At 73.9% G+C, this 19,015-nt stretch carries 14 protein-coding genes; 9 read left to right on the top strand and 5 right to left on the bottom strand.

Annotated features, from left to right (window positions below):
* Nucleotides 1-265: 265 nt before the first annotated feature.
* Both ABZ340_RS31465 and ABZ340_RS31470 read right to left on the bottom strand, forming a co-directional pair.
* Nucleotides 266-2,086 (bottom strand): NAD(P)H-dependent oxidoreductase, encoded by a 1,821-nt coding sequence (locus ABZ340_RS31465; protein ID WP_358785274.1) that lies wholly within the window; start codon nt 2,084-2,086, stop codon nt 266-268.
* Between the two features lie 248 nt (nt 2,087-2,334).
* A complete protein-coding gene (locus tag ABZ340_RS31470) occupies nt 2,335-3,126 on the bottom strand; it encodes an aldolase/citrate lyase family protein (RefSeq protein ID WP_358785275.1) in 792 nt (263 codons plus the stop codon).
* Nucleotides 3,127-3,815: 689 nt separating this feature from the next.
* Between ABZ340_RS31470 and ABZ340_RS31475 the strand changes: the two genes are divergently transcribed.
* Nucleotides 3,816-4,016 (top strand): 4-oxalocrotonate tautomerase family protein, encoded by a 201-nt coding sequence (locus ABZ340_RS31475; RefSeq protein WP_358785276.1) that lies wholly within the window; start codon nt 3,816-3,818, stop codon nt 4,014-4,016.
* Between the two features lie 155 nt (nt 4,017-4,171).
* Nucleotides 4,172-4,630 (top strand): hypothetical protein, encoded by a 459-nt coding sequence (locus ABZ340_RS31480; protein WP_358785277.1) that lies wholly within the window; start codon nt 4,172-4,174, stop codon nt 4,628-4,630.
* 10 nt (nt 4,631-4,640) lie between these two features.
* Here the strand turns inward: ABZ340_RS31480 and ABZ340_RS31485 are convergent, their stop codons facing one another.
* From ABZ340_RS31485 to ABZ340_RS31495, 3 genes are all read right to left on the bottom strand, one after another.
* Nucleotides 4,641-5,639, bottom strand: a complete 999-nt coding sequence (locus ABZ340_RS31485; RefSeq protein ID WP_358785278.1) for a hypothetical protein — start codon at nt 5,637-5,639, stop codon at nt 4,641-4,643.
* Between the two features lie 515 nt (nt 5,640-6,154).
* A complete protein-coding gene (locus ABZ340_RS31490) occupies nt 6,155-7,117 on the bottom strand; it encodes an oxidoreductase (protein WP_358785279.1) in 963 nt (320 codons plus the stop codon).
* 40 nt (nt 7,118-7,157) lie between these two features.
* A complete protein-coding gene (locus ABZ340_RS31495; protein WP_358785280.1) occupies nt 7,158-7,700 on the bottom strand; it encodes a carboxymuconolactone decarboxylase family protein in 543 nt (180 codons plus the stop codon).
* Between the two features lie 275 nt (nt 7,701-7,975).
* Between ABZ340_RS31495 and ABZ340_RS31500 the strand changes: the two genes are divergently transcribed.
* The 7 genes from ABZ340_RS31500 to ABZ340_RS31530 all read left to right on the top strand — a co-directional run.
* Entirely contained in the window at nt 7,976-8,515 is a 540-nt protein-coding gene (locus tag ABZ340_RS31500) for an alkylhydroperoxidase (protein WP_358785281.1), read from the top strand.
* 17 nt (nt 8,516-8,532) lie between these two features.
* Entirely contained in the window at nt 8,533-9,846 is a 1,314-nt protein-coding gene (locus ABZ340_RS31505; RefSeq protein ID WP_358785282.1) for an MFS transporter, read from the top strand.
* A 492-nt stretch (nt 9,847-10,338) separates the two neighbouring features.
* Nucleotides 10,339-11,328, top strand: a complete 990-nt coding sequence (locus ABZ340_RS31510) for a Gfo/Idh/MocA family oxidoreductase (RefSeq protein WP_358785283.1) — start codon at nt 10,339-10,341, stop codon at nt 11,326-11,328.
* Complete coding sequence (locus ABZ340_RS31515) at nt 11,325-12,341, top strand: Gfo/Idh/MocA family oxidoreductase (protein ID WP_358785284.1); 1,017 nt, start codon at nt 11,325-11,327, stop codon at nt 12,339-12,341. Before ABZ340_RS31510 ends, ABZ340_RS31515 begins: the two co-directional genes overlap by 4 nt.
* A 162-nt stretch (nt 12,342-12,503) precedes the next feature.
* Nucleotides 12,504-13,067 carry an NAD(P)H-dependent oxidoreductase gene (locus ABZ340_RS31520; RefSeq protein WP_358785285.1) on the top strand — a complete coding sequence of 188 codons (564 nt, stop codon included), beginning with the start codon at nt 12,504-12,506 and terminating at the stop codon, nt 13,065-13,067.
* Nucleotides 13,068-13,558: 491 nt separating this feature from the next.
* Nucleotides 13,559-14,752 carry a cytochrome P450 gene (locus ABZ340_RS31525; protein ID WP_358785286.1) on the top strand — a complete coding sequence of 398 codons (1,194 nt, stop codon included), beginning with the start codon at nt 13,559-13,561 and terminating at the stop codon, nt 14,750-14,752.
* A 52-nt stretch (nt 14,753-14,804) separates the two neighbouring features.
* The coding region (locus ABZ340_RS31530; protein ID WP_358785287.1) for a beta-ketoacyl synthase N-terminal-like domain-containing protein at nt 14,805-19,015 on the top strand (4,211 nt) is incomplete at its 3' end.

Genomic DNA, 19,015 nt, shown 5'->3' on the forward strand with positions numbered 1-19,015 from the left:
TGGGGGAGTCGGGACCGGCGGTCGGGCCGGAACGTTCGAAGCGCCGGTGCCGGACCGGCGACGGCCCGGAAGCGTGCCCGGGCCCGGCAGGCGTCCGGGGCAGGCCGGTGCGTGCGGGCCGTCGCCGGCGCGCGGATGGGGGCGCCGGCCTGTCGCCGCGGAAGCGTGCACCGACGTAGTGGGGATGCTAGTGGCCGCTCCGGCGCGCCCGTTCTCCGAGAATGCCGAGTGGGCGCGCCCTCTCCGGACACAGGGCGAGCCGGGGTCAAGCCACGGCGCCGAGGGCGGCGGACCGGCCGTTCGCGGCCCGCGCCCTGCCCATCCACACCACCTGCGCCACCATCTCCGCCAGCCGCGCCGCATCGGACCCCGGCTCGTGGTCGCCGGGCTGCTCCGGCGCCGACGCCAGGGCCACGCCCACCGGCGTGGGCCAGCCGCGCAGCGCGTGCCCGATGGTGCGCAGCGTCGTCAGCGTCGAGATCGCGCCCCGGGCGGCCGAGCCCACGGCGACCGTGCCGATCGCACGTCCTTGCAGATACGGCACCGGGCCGTCGATGTCGTTGACGTAGTCCAGGGCGTTCTTCAGCAGCCCCGAGACGGTCGCGTGGTAGGTCGGCGACACCAGGATCACGCCGTCGGCGGCGCGCAGTTCGCAGAGGAATCCGGCCACGGCCGCGTGCGCGTCGGCCGATCCGGGCCGGTACGCCGGGAAGTCGATCTCCGCGCCGGTGAACACGCGTGCCGATGCGCCCTGTTCGGCGCACTGCCGGGCGCACCACTGCGCCACCCGGTCGCAGGTCGACCCCGGGCGCAGCGATCCGCTGACCAGGACGATGTGTGGTGCCCCCATGACGGTGGCCCCTTTCTTCGTACGGACGGTGGACGCCGGGGCCGTCGTGCCGCCCGGTTCCCGGCGACGCGGCCGGGGCCGCCAGCCGACGATGTCGTCGAGGTCCGCGCCCGTGCGGCCGGCCGGCGTGATGTGCGCGTTGCGTCTTCGCTCCCCCGCCCGGCCGGCACCCCGGCACAGGTCGTCCAGGCGGCGGGAGGCGAGGACGACGGCCGCGGCCCGGTCCATGCGCTCGCGGGCGTAGGCGGCGAGCGATGCGCTCACCCCGGCGGGCGAGGCGAGCGCGTCGGCGAGCACGGCGGCGTCCTCCAGCGCCAGGCTGGCGCCCTGGCCGAGGGCCGGGACCATGGGGTGCGCCGCGTCGCCCAGGAGGGCCACCCGGTCGTCCACCCAGCGCGGGGCGGGGTCGCGGTCGTGGACGTCGGTGACCACGATGTCCGCGGGGGCGGCGGCGCGCACCAGGTCGACGACGGGCCCGTACCAGCCCTCGAGAGCGTCCAGCAGGGCCAGCCGGGCCCCGGCCGGGCCCTTCGCGGGCCACGTCCGCGGCGGTGCGGTGATCTCGGCGGTCCAGTACAGGGTTTCCTCACCGGCCGGGACGACGAGCAGCCGGATGCCGTGGCCGTCGACCACGCATCCGCGCTGCCCGAGCGCGGAGCCGGTGGTCCGGCCGCGGACCGAGGTGTAGCCGCGGTACCGCGGCGGGCCGTCGCCCAGCATCCTCGCGCGTACCGCCGAGTGGACGCCGTCGGCGCCGACCAGCGCATCGCAACCGGTGACGTTCCCGTCGGACAGCTCGACGGCGACATGGCCGGGACGCACCCGGTAGCCGGTGACGGCGGCCGCCAGGACGACGGCCGCCCCCGCGGCCAGCGCCTCGTCGAGCAGGGCCCGGTGCAGGGCGGAGCGCGGCACGAGGATCCGCGGCGCGCCGGGAACACCGGCGGCACCGACGGGCTCCTCGGCGAGCACCCTTCCCCGCGCGTCCATCAGGACGCGCACCTCCTCGGGGCGGGGGGCATGGCCGACGGCCCGGATCCGCGCGCCGATCCGCGGGTCGAGCGCGTCGGCGGCCCGCACTCCGTTGGGCTGGAGTACGAGCCCGGAGCCGCCGGTGCCGATCCGCTCCGCCCGTTCCAGGACGGTCACGTCCAGGCCGCGCGCGGCCATGCCGGCGGCCGCTGCGAGCCCTCCGATACCACCGCCCGCCACCACCACCGACCGTTTCCTGGCCACGTCATCCCTCCCCGTCGGCGCACATCAGGCCGGCCTCGCCGGCAGGGTGCCGGTACCGCCGGAGGAACACCCGGTGACGGCGCCCCCGCTCGGCGGCGGCGTGCGCCCGGCCGGCTCGCCCACCGGACCGGCCGGTTCGTCCGCATGCCCGGCCGATCCCTTCCCCGGCCCAGCAGGCTGGCCGACCGCGTGCGCGGCCGGCGGACCGGTCACGGCAGTCGTCATGGCTCCCCCGTCTCCGCGCGCGCTCAGACCAGGGCGCGTGCCGCCCGCAGATGGGCGGCGGCGGCCTGCTCCAGATGGGTGATGTCACCGCAGACGGTGGCGAAGGTGAAGCCCTCGGCGAGCCGCTTCGCGGCGCTGTCACCGTCCGGGACGTGGATGCCGCAGGCGATGCCGTGCCGGCGGGCGGCCTCCGTGATCTTTCGCAGCGCAGCCTCCAGCTCGCCGGCGACAGCGGGATCGCCTGGCCGGCGCGCGCCGAGCGCGGCCGACAGACCGGCGGGCCCGGCGTACACCGCGTCGAGGCCCTCCGTCGCGCAGATGGCGTCCAGGTCTTCCAGCGCGGCCGCGGTCTCGATCATCACGATGCAGGCGACCCGGTCGTCGACCTCGGCCGGTACGGAGCCCATCCGCAGTTCCGCCCGGACCGGCCCGCCCAGGCCGCGCGTGCCCGCCGGATGGTGCCGGCAGGCCCGTACGGCACTGCGCGCCTGCCCGGCGTTCTCCGGCACCGGGACGATCACGCCGCGCGCTCCGGCGTCCAACGCGGCCCCGATGGCGACCGGGTCCGGCGACGGCACCTGGATCACCCCCGCGGAGCGGCCGCGGGCGTCCACCGCCAGCATCGCCACCTGCCACCCGGGCTGGTGGACCACGCCGTGCCGGCCGTCCACCCCGACGTAGTCGTAACCGAGTCCGGCGATCCGCTCGACGGCGACCGGACTGTCGAGGCAGACCCAGTAACCGATCAGCGGCTCCCGGCGGCGCAGCCGTGCCGAGAACCCCGGGTCCGGATGAGAGACGGGCGCCATGTTCATTCCCTTTCCTCAGTGCGTGGCTCTGCCTGTCGCCGGGGCCGGTGCGGCACCGGGGTGCCGGCTCGGGCGGTCGGTGTCGCGCGGACGACGCGCAGAGCTCCGCGGCACGCCGGGGCTCGGCCGCGCCCCGCGCGGCTCCACGCGGCCGGCGAAGGCGGGCCGGTGGGCGCCGATGACGTCCCGGCTCCGCGGAAAGAGGGCGCTGTACGACGGGAACGCCTCGTCGGTCCGCCGGAGAACGGCATCCGGGATCCCGGTGGACGACGGGCCGCCTCCGCGCCGGTCCTTCCGCCGATCCAGCACATGCCGAAAACGGACACCAGCATTCCTCTCGAACGGACGGGGCGGCCCCGCACCGCGCTCCCGCGACGGACGCACCACACGGCACCGGATGCGTGACATCCCTTGCCGTCGCGGGATCTGACAGCCGGCGGACCGAGCCGGCCGGGCAGGACGGCATGATCACATCACAGGCCGAAAGCCGGCGGCAACAGAAGGGAAAGGGGCGCGACGACTTCACCAACTCGCGCCCCTGCGGCCTCCGTCCGGCCGGCCGGGGGAGAAGGAGCCGACTTGTTCAAGTCGTTCTCCCCGCCCCGCCCGCGCTTGCCATCCCGCCGGCGCGGCGGTGATTCTCGAGCCGCCGCGCCGACGCCCTTGAACCCACTTCGCAGAAAAGGACCGTTGACATGCCGGTGATCACCGTCAATTGGTGGCAGGGCAGTGACCGACAAGCGCGAAGGGAACTGGTGGCGGGCATCACCGAGGTCGTCGCGCGCGTATCCGGCTGCCCGGACGACGCCGTCACCGTCATCGTGCGCGACGCCACCTTGGACCACTGGGGCAGGGACGGCCGCCGCGCCGACGAGTCCCGCCCGGCGCGGGGCTGACGATGCGCCCCGGCATCCGGCCGCGGTCTGCGGCCGGCTCCGTGCAGCGGCTGCCGGCGACGGCGGCGCGGCGCTCCCCGGCTCCCTGCGGGCCGTAGGCGCCGCCCTGCGCACCGCGGCCGGAACACCCGCTCCGCACCCGGAAAGGAACCACCGTGTCCACGACCACCGCCCGGCCCGCGGCGGGCTCCGCCCCGGACCCCGTCGCCGCCGACCGGGCACGCCGTCGCGTCGCGGCCCTCCTGACGGACCTGCGCCGCGGCGCCTGGAGCCCGGCCCCGCTCGAGGTCCGGGTCGCCGGATTGCTGTCCGTCTCCACCGCCGGCGACGGCCTGCTCACCTCCCTCCGCGTCCGCGCCGCCCTGTGGGAGGGCAGCCTCGCGATGACCCGCGTCGGCGAGGGCCGGTTCGCCCGGGCCCTGGCCGACCTCGTGCCCGTCCTGGACGATCCGCACCTCGCCGGTCCCGGCGTCCTCGACGCGGCGGGCGAGCTCGTCGCCGCCGTCGCCGCCGCCCCGGCCTCCTCACCGCCGCGCCCGGCGCCCCCGGGCGACCCGGGGGCGCCGGCGGGCCGTTCGGCCCGATCGAGAAGGCGGAGCCGCCCGCACGCCTGACGGCGTACGGTCACATCGCCCAGGGCGCCATCGGATACCAGATCAGGTCACGCCGGGCCAGGATCCGCACGTCCCAGTACAGGAGCATGAACACGCCGGCCGCGATGAACGCCGCCGCCGTCAGGGCCGAGGCCCGGCTCGGGCGCCGCGTCATCCACCGGTGCAGCCGGTCGCCGAAGAAGCCGGTGATCAGCAGGAACACCACCGCCATGACGGTGAGGTTGCCCACGGACTGCAGACCGAAGACCGCCGCACCGTACAGCGGGTTGTGGCTTTCGGCGGCGTCCCGGAACAGCTGGCGGAACAGCGGGAAGGGACGCCCGACCAGAAAGCCGCCGATCAGGCCCCCCATGAACAGCATCGGCGCGTTTGGGAAGCGCTGCGACACCTTCGCCAGCGGATCGCGCACCATCCCCAGCGCGGCCAGCCCGAGATACGTCATCAGCAGGCCGATGAGTCCGTAGACCACCATCGCCTGCACCAGGCGCCCCGAGAGCCCGCTGCCGCCCTGGCTCTGGTCGAACTGCGGCATGCCGGTCCCGGCGACCGCCGCCACCATCCCGTACGCCGCGGACACGACGAGCGCACCGAGCGCGAGTCGGCTCAACGGACGCAGCGCGGCGGCCATCCGTCCCCGCCGGGAGGCGGAAGGACCCCCGGTCAGCGGCGCCAGCGCGCTGAAGACGGCTATGTTGCACGCGGTGAACGTGCCCGCGACGCCGGTGGCCAGCGCGAACGCCAGCCCCGCCAGGACGCCCGCGATCGGCGTGCCCTTGGCGGTGTGGCCGAGCAGCGTGTCGGCGACGTTGTCGCCGATGGTCCGGTCGACGAACTCGGCCGACCACACCACCGTCAGGGCGAAGCCGAACAGCGCGCTGACCGCGACGACCAGCGCGCGACGGCGCGGCACATGGCCGTTGAAGAAGAACGAGGACGGGCCCGGAGCGGGAAGCGCGGCCCGCTCCGGCCGGGAGGAGACCGGGACGGGCCGCTGTTTTGTCTGTGACATGCCATATCGCCTTTCCGGAAGGAGGGGTGGAGCAGAAGTCCCCGAGGGGGCTTCTGACGGATCTCCGCGGCGTCGCGACGCCCGGCACGCCCTCTCGCCGCACAGGGCGGAGGACCAGGTGGCTCCGCCACACGACCCGCCGCCCCGCACACCGAGAGCACGCACCGAACGCCGCTCCTTCTTCCGCGGAGATCCGTCAAAAGCCCCCTAGGCCGCGCCGGACCGCCGCGGGGGCCCGGAACGCGGATCGAGCACAGCGGAAGAAGCCCCTCGCGCCACCTTCGCCAGACCCCCCGCCCCGCACGCCGGACCCGCCCCGGCCTCCGTCTCCCGGCACCCTGCCGGCACCGCGGCCCCCGCCTCCGGGTCCGCCTGCGCCACCGTGCCCGTCCCGTCCGCCAGCACCGCGTCGAAGTCCCGCCACAGCCACGCCCACGCCGCGACCGGCCGCGACCGGCACGGCGCGGCGAAGCCCGCGCCGCGACCGCCCTCGACGCCGGCCCCCACCACGGCACTCACCCCTGTACGCCCGTCACCGGACACACGCCTGCGGCGGCCCCGCCCGCAGGCGCCGGCCCGAACCCGTAGCGCACCCCGGTCAGTTCCTCGGACAGCTCCCACAGCCGGTCCTGCGCCACCACGTCCTGCGACGCCCGGCTGGAGCGGGCCGGCACCGGCACACCCCGGCTCTCGAACCACTCGGCGGGACCGAGGTAAGCACCGCCCGCAACCGCCGGATCCGTCGCCGCGCGCAGCGACGGCAGCGCCGCCGCGTCCGCCGGCTGGGCCGGCCACCGCAGCCCCGCGGCGGCCACCGGCCGCAGCAGCGCGGGCAGACCGCCGTGCCACAGACCGGTCGGCGACAGCCCGGGATGCGCGGCGAGCGAGACGGTGCCCGCGCCCGCCGCCGCGAGCCGGCGCTGCAACGCCCGGGCGAAGAGCAGGTTCGCCAGCTTCGACCGCCCGTACGCCGCCACCGACCGCCACCCGGTCGCAGACCGGGCCCGCGTCGCGTCGAAGCCGCCGGAACCCGCCCGGTGCGCCAGGCTCGCGACCGTGACGACCCGCGAGCCGGGCACCTCGGCCAGCAGACCGAGCAGCAGCCCCGTGAGCGCGAAGTGACCGAGGTGGTTGACCCCGAAGTGGACCTCGAAGCCGTCGGCGGTGTGACGGTACGGCGGGAACATCACCCCGGCGTTGTTGACCAGCAGGTCCAGCCGCCCGTGCCGGCGGCGCACCTCGGCTGCGGCCCGGCGCACCGACTCCAGCGACGCCAGGTCCAGCCGTACCGCCTCGGCGCTGCCGCCGATCCGCGAGACCGCGTCCTGCGCCCGCTCGGCGGTGCGGGACGCGAGGATCACATGGGCGCCGCGGGACGCGAGTACCCGGGCGGTCTCCAGCCCGATGCCACGGGAGGCACCGGTGACCAGGGCGATCCTGCCGCTCTGGTCGGGAACGTGTGCGCGGGACCAGGCCATGTCGCCTCCTGAGGGCACAGAGCGCGGACGGAACGGGACGTCAGTGAGCGGCGCCGTAACCGTGACGGACGATGAGACCGGCCGCCACGTCGTAGAAGGACGGGTCGGACGGCAGGTCGGTGGCGAGACCGTTGACGTACCGGTTGAACAGGGCGAACGCGGCCGCGATCAGGACCGTGTCGTGGATGTGGGCGTCCGTGGCGCCCTCGGCGCGGGCGGCGGCGATCACCTCGTCGGGAACGGGCGCCGCCTTCTGCTGCACCTCGGCCGCCACCTTCAGCAGCGCGCGCATCAGCGGACCGACCGGCGCGGTGTCGACGTCGGCGAGCACCGCGGCGACCAGATCGGCGCCGCCGTCGAGCTGCGCGGCCGCGAACGCGCTGTGCGAAGCGGCGCAGAAGGCGGTGCGGTTCAGGTGCGAGACATAGGCGGCGATCAGCTCCCGCTCGCCCCGGCCCAGCGGCGAGGAACCGCTGCGCAGCAGCGTCTCGGCGAGCTGCGACAGCACCACGGCCGTGTCGGGGCGCTGCGCGAACAGCCCGCTGATGCCGGGAAGGTCGTTGGTGATCTCGATGTGAGGCACGGATCGGTCCTTGTCTGCCGGGATAACGGACGGGCGTCCCTCATCGTGGGAATCCCCCGGCGGGCCGGCCAACTCTCAGCGTGCGCACCTCGCGGTCCCCTCGCCGTCCCGCCGTGCACACGGCCCCGCCCCACGCCACGGCCTCCGGCCGGTACCACGGACACCGCCCCCGGCCGGCACCGGACGTCCCGATCTGCGCACGACGGAAGTTGGCCGCCCCCTCCCCGCGAGCCCACGATGAGGCATCGACCCCCTCACCCAGCGGAGGACGCACGGTGCCGCACATAGAAATGACCAGCGATCTGCCCGGCATCAGGGGCCTGATGACCGACCACCCCGACACGGCGGCCCCGCTCAACGCCCTCGCCGACGCCCTCCTGCGCGGCCCTTCCCCCCTCACGCGCGGCGAACGCGAACTGATCGCCGCCTACGTGTCCGAACGCAACGCCACCCGCTTTTGCGCCGACACCCACGGCGCAGCCGCCGCCGCCCAGCTCGACGGCGGCACCGGCCTGGTCGAAGCCGTCCTGCGCGACCCCGAAACCGCCCCGCTCACCCCCCTGCTGCGCGCCCTGCTGCACATCGCGGCCGAAGTCCAGACCCACGCCGCCCCCGTCTCCGACGACGCCGTGGCCGCAGCCCGCGCCGCGGGCGCCACCGACACCCACCTGCACGACACCGTGCTCATCGCCGCCGCCTTCTGCATGTACAACCGCTACGTCGGCTGCCTGGCCACCACACTGCCCACCGAACCCGGCTACTACGAAGAAGCGGGCCGCCGCATCACCACGCACGGCTACGCCGCCGCGGTCTGAAGGAGAACCGGTCCCCCATGCCCACGCACTCCCGGAACACGGCCCACCGCCGGGCGGTCACCGCCACCGTCATCGGTAATTTCACCGAATCCTTCGACTGGCTCGGCTACGGCCTGTTCGCTCCTTTCTTCGCCGCTCACTTCTTCCCCAGCGACAACTCCTTCACCTCTCTCCTCGGCGCCTTCGCCGTCCTCGGCATCGGCGTCCTCATGCGTCCCCTCGGCGGCATACTCATCGGCCGCTACGCCGACCGGCGAGGCCGCCGCCCCGCCCTCATGCTCGCCATCTCCCTCATGGCAGCCGGCTCCCTCCTGATCGGCCTCACCCCCTCCTACGCGCACATCGGCCTGTTCGCCCCCCTCCTGCTGCTCCTGGCCCGCGCCGCCCAAGGCATCTCCCATGGCGGCGAATGGCCCGCCGCCGCCGCCTACCTGATGGAAGTCGCCCCCCAGCGCCGCAAGGCCACCTACGGCAGCCTCTTCTCGCTCACCACCTGCGCCGGCGCCTTCACCGCCTCCCTCCTCGGCGGCGGTCTGACTGCCGCCCTCGGCCCCGACGCCATGACCGCCTGGGGCTGGCGCGTGCCGTTCCTCCTCGGTGGCGTCCTCGGCCTGATCCTGCTCTTCCTGCGCACCAGGCTCACCGAGACCGAGGTCTTCCGGCGCGAGGTCCGCACCCGCCGCGACCGCGGCTCACTGCGCCACCTCCTGCGCACCCACCGGCGCAAGGTCCTGCACGCCCTGCTGTACGTGGCCGGCAGCAGCGCCGTCGGCGGCACCTGGCCCGCGGTGGTCCCCGCCCTCGGCGGCCGCCTGGCCACACCCGGCACCATGTTCTGGGTCGTCGTCAGCGTCACCGCCGTGATGATGGCGCTCAACGTGCCGATCGGCATGCTCGCCGACAGGGTCGGCGCCGCCCGGTTCCTCGTCGCCGCCAGCGCCCTCTTCGCCGTCACCGGCTCCGTGTCCTACCTGACCATGACCGGCGCCTTCGCCAGCCTGGTGTTCACCTACGGATCGGGCGTCGTCTACCTGGTCTGCGTGACCACCGTCCTGCCCAAGCTCCTCACCGAGATCTTCCCGCCGACGGTCCGCGCCCTGGGCGTCGGGCTGCCGAACGCCGTCACCAGCGCGGTCCTCGGCGGCATCGCCCCCGCCTGCGCGACCTACGCCGCCGAACACGACGCCTCCGCCTGGTTCATCACCGGCGTGATGGCCACCGTCCTGCTGGCCGTCCCGGCCGCCCTGATGGCCCGTACCCCCGTACCCGCCGCCCCCCTGCCCGCCCCGTCCCCCGCATCCGGGCGGACCTTGACCACCACCGGCGGCTGACACGGGAACGCCGGCTCCTTCTGCGGGAGCCGGCGTTCCGTGTGGACCCGTGAGCGGCAGGCGGTCACTGCGCTCCGGGCCGGGCGGTGGACCCGTGCATGCTGGTGCCGGGCGGTGGACCCGTGCATGTTGGCGTCGGGCGGCGAGGGGCGCGGGACGGAGCGGTCGGAGGGTGGACCGGTGTCGTCGGCGGCGACGCGGCCACTGCCTTGACGCCGGGTGCCGCGTGCCGGTCCGGTGGTCCTTGAGCGGCGTGGGAACAGTGGACGCGGAACGGATCCGGGGAGCGCGCCGGTACCGGTTGTCGGCGGCATCGTGCCGAGCGCGGGCCGAGACTACTCACGCTGGTGATGGTCCCCGGTCAGCGGTGCGGGTGAGACTGATCGGGTTCGGACCTGTGGGGCGCCGGTGCCGGAGGGCAGGAGACCGGCGGCCTGCGCGGCGGGGCCCGCCCGGGCAGACGGTCACAAGGGAAGAAGAGCTGGGGAGGCCATGCGGCAGCTTGAGGTAGCACTGATCGGCGCGGGGCTGATAGCGCGGATGCACCTGGAGGCGTGGATCGGTGCCGGGGCGTCCGTGCGGGTCCATTCCCTGGACGGCCGCGCCGCGGAGCTGGCCGACGAGTTCGGGGCCAAGGCCGTCGGCACCCTGGCCGACGCGCTGGATGGCGCGGATGCCGTGGACATCTGCTCGCCGACGGGCACTCACCGCGACATCGCCCTGGCAGCCGTCGCCCAGGGCGTGGCGGTGGTGTGCGAGAAGCCGCTCGCGGCCGACGTGGCCGAGGCCGAGGAGATCGTCGGTGCGGCGGAGCGGGCCGGCGTGCCGGTCTATCCGGCGCACGACATCCGCTTCGCGCCCGCCTTCGCCCGGCTCCACGAGCTGGTGGCCGAGGGCCGTCTGGGAGCGGGTACGGTCGCCCGGTTCACGGTGGCCGGATACCATCCGAGGCCCTGGACCGGCCACGCCTCCGCGGAGTCGGGCGGCATCCTGACCGATCAGATGCTGCACGGCGTGGACATCGCCTACTGGCTCTTCGGGGACGTCGTCCGCGTGCACGCCCACTACCAGGGAGAGATCACCGCACCGGCTCCGGAGGGAACCGCCGCGGTCGGCACGGCCGTCCTCACGCACGCCAGTGGCGCGCTCAGCCAGATCGTCAGCAGGTGGACGCCCACCCCGCAGCCGCCCATTCGCGTCACCTACCACGTCTCGGGCACGGGCGGGACGATCGTCCACGACTCCGAGTGGCCCCAGGAGATCCAGGTGTCCGGCGGCTTGGCCGGGACTTTCGGCTACTACGGGGAATCCCCGTTCGCCTCCGAGATCCGTGAATTCGCCCGGGCGCTGAGGGGCGGACCCGAGGCGCGTCTGGTGTCACACGATGCGCTGGCCGCCGTCCGCATCACCCAGGCCGCGGCACGGTCCGCCTGGACCGGGCGCGCCGTCGAACTGCCCGTGAAGGGGGCTGCTGCCGCATGAAGGTGGCCGTGTTGTCGTTCGCCCACGAGCGTGCCGCGACATACGCCCGGCTGCTGCACGGCATGCCGGACGTCGACCTGGTCGTCGCGGACCCCGACGGCGCACCGGACGATCCGGCGCGGGGGAGGAGCACGGCCCGGCGGCTCGGCGCGGTGTACGCGGACGGCTGGGACGAAGTGTTCGCGCTGCGCCCCGACGCCGTGGTCGTCACCGGCGAGGCCGGCCGCCGCCGCGAACTGGTCGAGCGGGCGGCCGGGGCCGGGGCGCAGGTGCTGTGCGAACATCCGCCGACGGCCGGCGCGGCGGACGCGGCGGACGCCGAGGCCATGGCGCAAGTCTGCCAGGACATGGGGGTGCGGCTGAGCATGGCCTCGCCGGCCTGTTTCGGCCCGGCGTTCGCCGCCGTACGCCGGGAGATCGCCGAAGGTGAGGTCCTCGGCCGTCTCACGACCGTTCACGGGGCGTACAACAGGCCGCGTCCGGCCGGGCAGCGGGCGGCACGGAGCGGAGCGCTGGACACCAACGCGCCCCATCTGCTCGACATGGTGGACACGGTGCTCGGCGGAATCCCCGCGGAGCAGGTCTACGCGCAGTCGAACAGCATCCTCGGGGCGGAGCCGGACGTGGAGAGCGCGGCACTCGTCACGGTGCGCTACGCGGACGGGACCGTCGCCTCGCTCGACTGCAGTTGGGGCCCGGCGGACCAGGGGCCGGCCGTGGGCGGACCGGCCATGACCTTCATCGGCGACCGGGCGAGCGTGGAGTTCACCACCGCGCCGCGGCTGCTCGGCGGATTCGACTCCGCCACCTCCCGCGAACGGTGGGGGACGCGCGGGGACAACCCGTACGCGGTCATGCTCGGCGAGTTCGTCGACGCCGTCCGCCGGGGGAGCGGGGCGGGCCCGGACGGTGCGGCGGGAGCGCGCACGCTGCGGATCATCCAGGCGGTCCGCGTATCGGCGCGCACCGGCCAGCCCGTCGAGCCGGCCGTGCCGCAGACCGTGCTGCCGTGATCACGCTGCCGCAGACCGTGCTGCCGTGATCACGCTGCCGCAGACCGTGCTGCCGTGGCGGACGGCGGCCTGGCCGGTTCCCGCCGTAGGTGCCGGCGTGCTCGGGCACCCTGTTGACCCTTGTCCTGATCTTCGCCTTGACCTCGTTCTCGGGAGACGCGCATGACCACCATCGGCATCATCATCGGCAGTACCCGTCCCGGCCGTGTCGGACCGCAGGTCGCGGAATGGATCCAGAAGACGGCCGGCGGGCGCGAGGACGCGGCTTTCGAAGTCGTCGACATAGCCGACTACCGTCTCCCCCTGTTCGACGAGCCGCGCTCTCCCCGGATGGGCGTCTACGAGCACGACCACACCCGCGCCTGGTCCGCCAGGATTGCCGGGCTCGACGGATTCGTCTTCGTCACGCCCGAATACAACCGGTCGATTCCGGCCGCGTTGAAGAACGCCATCGACTTCGTCTACAACGAGTGGAACAACAAGGCCGCCGGCTTCGTCGGTTACGGCAGCAACGTCAGCGGCGCCCGAGCCGTCGACCACCTGCGGCACATCGCCGGGGCGGTCCAGCTGGCGGCCGTGCCCACCCAGCTCCACCTGTCGCTCCAGGCCGACTTCGAGCAGTTCGCGACCTTCAGGCCGGCCGAACGCCACGAGGCCGCGCTCCAGCAGATGCTCACCGAGGTGATCACCTGGACCGACGCGCTCGCCCCCCTGCGCCAGGCCTGATCCGTTCGCCGGCGGCAGGCGGTCCACGTCAGTGGTGAACCGCCTGCCGCCGGTCCGTCACGAAGTGGCGGTTACGTTTGTCATGTACATGCCTTCCGTGGGTTCCGTCGCCGCGCCGTGTACGGACGCGCGGGCATGAGGGTGACCCGATCGAAAGCATTCCCAGCGGAACTCGAATCGAATTCAAGCGTCCGCAGGGGAAACTCTCAGGTGAGCAAGGAAGCGCTGGGCCGGCCGCTCGGAACCGGCTCGAGGGCGCTGCTCCCCTACCAGGCATGGGGATGGCGTGCCCTTACCGTTCGTCTAATCTCTCTCCCGGAGACACCGGGAAGACGGCGTCGTCAGGACGGTGGGACCCCCTCGCAGGACGCATATACGTATCTCTTTTTGCACGTGTCTCTTTTTGCACGTATCTCTCTTGCACGTATCTCTCTTGCACGTGTCTCGCTTCCCTCCGGCCAAGCGGCATCTCCCTGATCGGGAAGGATTCCATGAGCGACGCAATCTCCTTCGAGGAGCCGTGGGCGCGTACGCATCAGTTCGACCCTCCTGCGATATTCGACTCGCTGCGCAAGGAACGGCCGCTCGCGAGAATGGTGTACCCCGACGGACACGTCGGCTGGATCGTCTCCGGTTACGAACTGGCGCGCGCAGTCCTCAGTGACCCGAGGTTCAGCCACAGCACGGAGATCGGTCACTTCCCGGTGACGCACCGCGGACAGGTGATGCCCAACCATCCGCGCATCCCCGGCATGTTCATCCACATGGACCCGCCCGACCACACCCGCTACCGGCGGCTGCTCACCGGCGAGTTCACCGCCCGCCGGGCGAACCGGCTCATGGCCCGGGCACAGGCCGTGGCCGCCGAACAGATCGACGTCATGCGGGAGCACGGCTCGCCCGCGGACCTGGTGGCGAACTTCGCCAAGCCGCTCTCCCTGCGGGTCCTGTCCGAGCTCGTCGGCCTGCCCTACAGCGAAGTCGACCGCTACGGCCACGCACCGACGCTTCTGCACGACCCGGACGCGGACCCGCAGGAGGCCATGGCCGCCATGGGGCAGGCGGGCGCCTTCTTCGCCGAGGTCGTCGAGCGCAGGCACAAGCAGCCCGAGGACGACCTCATCAGCCGCCTCGTCGCCGGCGGGCAGCTCACCACCGAAGAGCTGTGCAACATGGTCACGCTGCTCCTCTTCGCGGGCTACGAGACCACCGAGAGCGCCCTCGCCGTGGGCGTGTTCGCGCTCCTCCACCACGCCGACCAGCTTGCGGCGCTCCGCGCGGACCCCTCGAAACTCGACGCCGCGATCGAGGAACTCCTCCGCTACCTCACCGTCAACCAGTACGACACGTACCGCACCGCCCTCGAGGACATCGAACTGGGCGGTGAGACGGTCAAGAAGGGCGACAGCGTCACGGTTTCCCTGCCCGCGGCCAACCGCGACCCGGCGAAGTTCCGGTGCCCCGCCGAGCTGGACATCGACCGCGAGACCTCCGGCCACCTGGCGTTCGGCTTCGGAATCCACCAGTGCCTGGGCCAGAACCTGGCACGCGTCGAACTGCGCGCCGGCTTCTCCGCTCTCCTCGACGCGTTTCCCGACCTCGGCCTCGCCGTCGATTTCGAAGAGGTGCCGCTGCGGCTGAAGGGGTCCGTCTTCGCGGTGAAGAGCCTGCCCGTCTCCTGGTGAACTCCCCTTTCTCCGGGTGAACTCCCTTTTCTCCGAAAGGAACCGCGGCACAGTGCGCACCGACCTCATCAAGCCCCTGCCCGTCGCCCTCCAGGAGAACGCGGCCCGTTTCCCCGACAAGGTCGCCTTCGCGGACGACCGGCGGGCGGTCACCTACGGGGATCTCGAGGCACGGACGCGCAGACTGGCCGGACATCTGGCGCACCTCGGTGTCGGGCGCGGCGACCGCGTGGCCATCTGCCTCGGCAACACGGTGTCCACCGTGGAGAGCTATCTGGCGATCGTGCGCGCCGGAGGCATCGGGGTGCCGTTCAACCCCGCCTCGGCGCCGGCCGAACTGGAGTACCTCCTCGCCGACAGCGGCGCCATGCTGGTCATCACCGACGCCGCGCGGGCGGAGCGCTTCGGGGGCGCGCCGGAGGAGGCGCCCGGGACCGTGCGCCTCGTGACCGGCGACATCCCGGAAGCTCTCCTGGACGGGGTGGGAGTCCACTCGTACGACGCACTCGCCGGCAGCGAGCCGCCCGTGCCCGCCCGGGACGATCTCACCCTGGACGACGTGGCCTGGATGTTCTACACCTCGGGGACGACGGGCCGGCCCAAGGGCGTCCTGTCGACGCAGCGCAACTGCCTGTGGTCCGTAGCCTCCTGCTACATACCGATTCCCGGGCTCACGGACCAGGACCGGGTGCTGTGGCCGCTGCCGCTCTTCCACAGCCTCTCGCACATCGCGTGCGTGCTGTCCGTCACCGTCGCCGGAGCCACCGCCCGGCTCATGGACGGCAGTTCCGCCGAGGACGTCATGCGCGTGCTGCGCGAGGACGGCTCGACCTTCCTGGCCGGCGTCCCCACCACCTACCACCATCTGGTGGCGGCCGCCCGGCACAGCGGCTTCTCCGCGCCCAGCCTGCGCATCGGCCTGGTCGGCGGCGCCGTCACCAGCTCCCGGCTGCGCCGCGACGTCGAGGAGACCCTCGGCATCCCGCTGGTCGACGCCTACGGCAGCACCGAGACATGCGGCGCCATCACCATGAACCCGCCGGACGGCGCCCGGGTCGACGGCTCCTGCGGTCTGCCCGTGCCGGGCGTCGACGTCCGCATCGTCCACCCCACCACGGGAGCCGACGTCCCGGCCGGGCAGGAGGGGGAGGTCTGGGTCAGCGGGCCGAACGTCATGGTCGGCTACCACAACAGCCCCGAGGCGACCGCCGAGGCGCTACGGGACGGCTGGTTCCGGACCGGGGACCTGGCGCGGCGTGACGACGCCGGCTACTTCACCATCTGCGGCCGGATCAAGGAACTCGTCATCCGCGGCGGCGAGAACATCCACCCCGAGGAGGTCGAGGCGGTCCTGCGCACCGTCGAGGGCGTCGCGGACGCGGCGGTCGCCGGCGCACCGCACGACACACTCGGCGAAGTACCGGTCGCGTACGTGATTCCCGGCCCCACCGGGTTCGATCCCGCGGCGCTGGTCGCCCGCTGCCGCGAGCAGCTCTCCGCCTACAAGGTGCCGGAACGCATCCACGAGATCACGAGCATCCCTCGTACCCCGTCGGGCAAGACCAAGCGACTCCTTCTGGCCGGGCAGCCCGGCCGGCTGCGGTACGCGGCGAACGGACACCACGACACGCTGACGGGCGTCGAGTGGATCCCCGCACCGGAACCGGCCGGCGCCCCGTACGCCGTGCGGAGCTGGGCGGTGGCCGGTCCCGCGGCCGGGCTCGTCGGCGCCCTGGAGGCGGCGGGCGCCGAGGTGCGCCACTACGCGGACCTGGCAGCGGTGTGCACCGCGGTGGCCGACGGCGAGCCGGTTCCGGACGTGACGGTCCTGGTGCCGCCGGCCGGACCCGCGGCCGGGCAGGCCGCGGGCGAGGACGCGATCACCGTGGGACGCGACAGGGCCCGGCTGCTGGCCGAGGACGTGGACGTCTGGCTGGCACGGCCGGAACTGGCCGCGACCAGGCTGGTGATCCTCACCCGTGGCGCGGTCGCGGCCACCGACACGGACGGCGTCCAGGATCTCGCCGAGGCCCCGCTGTGGGGTGTCGTGCGCTCCTTCCAGGAGGCCCGGCCGGAGGCGTTGACGGTGGTGGACGTCCTGTATGCCCCCTCGGAGGCCCCGGAGGTCCCGGGCGGGCTGGGGGGTTCGGGGGTTTCGGATGCCGACGCCGGGGCGGAGCCGTCCCCGGACACCCTGTCGGCGGCTCTCGCGTGCAACGAGCCGCAGATCGCCGTGCGTTCGGCGGCCCTGCTGGTTCCCCGGCTGACGCGCCTGCCCGTGGCCGACCCGCCGCAGACGGACTCCTGGCCGGGAGCCACCGGCAGCACCGGCACCGTGGTGGTCACCGGAGCGGACACCGAGCACGGCGCGGCGTTGGCCCACCGTCTGGCCACGGTCCACAAGGTGAGGAACCTCCTGCTCGTCAGCGCTCCCGGCACCACGGACACCACACCCGGCGACGCGCCGGCCTTCGCCGAAACGAGCGTCATCCGGGTCACCGCGGACGCGGCGCGTCCCGAGCCGCTGCGGGCCGCCCTGGCCGACCTGCGGCATCCGGTGACCGCGGTGGTGCATGCCGCCGGTGATCCCGAACTGGCCCTGAGACTGGACGACATGACCGCGGGGGACGAGCTCCTTGCTTTCCTCGTGGTGTCGTCCGGCGCCGCCGGGCTGCTGGGCTGCCCGGGCGACCCGGCCGCGGCCGTCGACGAGGTCCTCTGCGATGCGGTGGTACGCAACCGCCGGCTGCGGGATCTGCCCGGCTCGTTCCTCGCCTGGGGCGGGCGGCCCGGCGAAGGTGCCGGGGACGCAAACGGCGGCGGTGCCGGTGACGGCCTCGGCGGCGGCTCGGCGAAGCCGAGCGAGGCCGTCGGCCGACCGTGCCAGGAGCTGCTCTCCGCGTTCGACGTCGCGCTGACGGCGACCCCCCCGTCGCCGCTGGTGGCGCTGCCGGACGTTCCGGCACGGGATGCCCAACGGGATGCCCGAGTGCCCGCGATCCTGCGCGCCCTGGCCGGAAGGCCCGCTCGGCAGGGTGAGCCGGACGAGGCCGTCGCGGCGGCCCTGCGCGACCGGCTGTCCGGGCTGGAGGAGCGCGCGCAGTCGGCACTCCTCGAAGACCTGGTCCGCACGCAGGCCGCCGAGGTGCTGCACCGGCCAGGGCCCGAAGCGGTCCCTGCCGACCGCGCCTTCCGCGACCTGGGCTTCACCTCGATGGCCGTCGTCGCCCTGCGCGACAGGCTGACGGAGAGGACCGGGCTGCGGCTGCCCACCACGATCGCCTTCGACCACCCCACCCCGGCGGCCCTCGCGGCCTTCCTGCGATCCGGGATTCTCGGAGACCCGGAACCGGTTCCGGCCACCGGCCCGGTACCGGCCGCCGACCCCGGCGAGCCGGTCGCCATCGTCGGGATGGCGTGCCGGCTGCCGGGCGGGGTGTCCTCGCCGGAGGAGCTGTGGAAGCTGGTCGTCGACGGCGTCGACGCCGTCTCGGACTTCCCCGACGACCGCGGCTGGGACCTGGAGGGCCTGTTCGACCCGGACCCGGACCGTGCGGGCACCTCGTACGTCAGCCAGGGCGGCTTCCTGCGCGGGGCGGGCCTGTTCGACGCCGGGTTCTTCGGGATCTCGCCGCGTGAGGCCCTCGCCATGGACCCGCAGCAGCGGCTGCTCCTGGAGACCTCCTGGGAGGCGCTGGAGCGGGCCGGCCTCGACCCCCTCTCCCTCAAGGGCACCGACGTGGGCGTGTTCTCCGGCCTGTTCGGCCAGGGGTACGGGAGCGGCGCGATCCCGCCGGAACTGGAGGGCTTCGCGAGCACCGGGTCGGCGCAGAGCGTGGCGTCGGGCCGTGTCTCGTACGTCTTCGGCTTCGAGGGCCCGGCGGTGTCGGTGGACACGGCCTGTTCGTCGTCGCTGGTGGCGATGCACCTGGCGGCGCAGGCGCTGCGCCAGGGCGAGTGCTCGATGGCGCTCGCCGGCGGCGTGGCGGTGATGGCGACCCCCGACAACTTCGTGGAGTTCTCCCGGCAACGGGCACTGTCCGCCGACGGGCGCTGCAAGGCGTTCTCCTCGGCGGCCGACGGCACGGGCTGGGCCGAGGGTGTGGGCGTCGTGGTCCTGGAGCGCCTGTCGGTGGCCCGGGAACGCGGCCACCGGGTGCTCGCGGTCCTGCGCGGCAGTGCGGTCAACCAGGACGGCGCGTCCAACGGCCTGACCGCGCCCAACGGTCCCTCGCAGCAGCGGGTGATCCGCAAGGCGCTCGC

This window comes from Streptomyces sp. NPDC006134 (genome assembly GCF_040628835.1).
Lineage (GTDB): Bacteria > Actinomycetota > Actinomycetes > Streptomycetales > Streptomycetaceae > Streptomyces.

Coding starts and splice junctions, on each gene's coding strand:
- ABZ340_RS31470 (WP_358785275.1), bottom strand. CDS start 3,126: ATGAACATGGCGCCCGTCTCTCATCCGGACCCGGGGTTCTCGGCACGG.
- ABZ340_RS31475 (WP_358785276.1), top strand. CDS start 3,816: ATGCCGGTGATCACCGTCAATTGGTGGCAGGGCAGTGACCGACAAGCG.
- ABZ340_RS31485 (WP_358785278.1), bottom strand. CDS start 5,639: ATGTCACAGACAAAACAGCGGCCCGTCCCGGTCTCCTCCCGGCCGGAG.
- ABZ340_RS31490 (WP_358785279.1), bottom strand. CDS start 7,117: ATGGCCTGGTCCCGCGCACACGTTCCCGACCAGAGCGGCAGGATCGCC.
- ABZ340_RS31505 (WP_358785282.1), top strand. CDS start 8,533: ATGCCCACGCACTCCCGGAACACGGCCCACCGCCGGGCGGTCACCGCC.
- ABZ340_RS31510 (WP_358785283.1), top strand. CDS start 10,339: ATGCGGCAGCTTGAGGTAGCACTGATCGGCGCGGGGCTGATAGCGCGG.
- ABZ340_RS31515 (WP_358785284.1), top strand. CDS start 11,325: ATGAAGGTGGCCGTGTTGTCGTTCGCCCACGAGCGTGCCGCGACATAC.
- ABZ340_RS31520 (WP_358785285.1), top strand. CDS start 12,504: ATGACCACCATCGGCATCATCATCGGCAGTACCCGTCCCGGCCGTGTC.
- ABZ340_RS31525 (WP_358785286.1), top strand. CDS start 13,559: ATGAGCGACGCAATCTCCTTCGAGGAGCCGTGGGCGCGTACGCATCAG.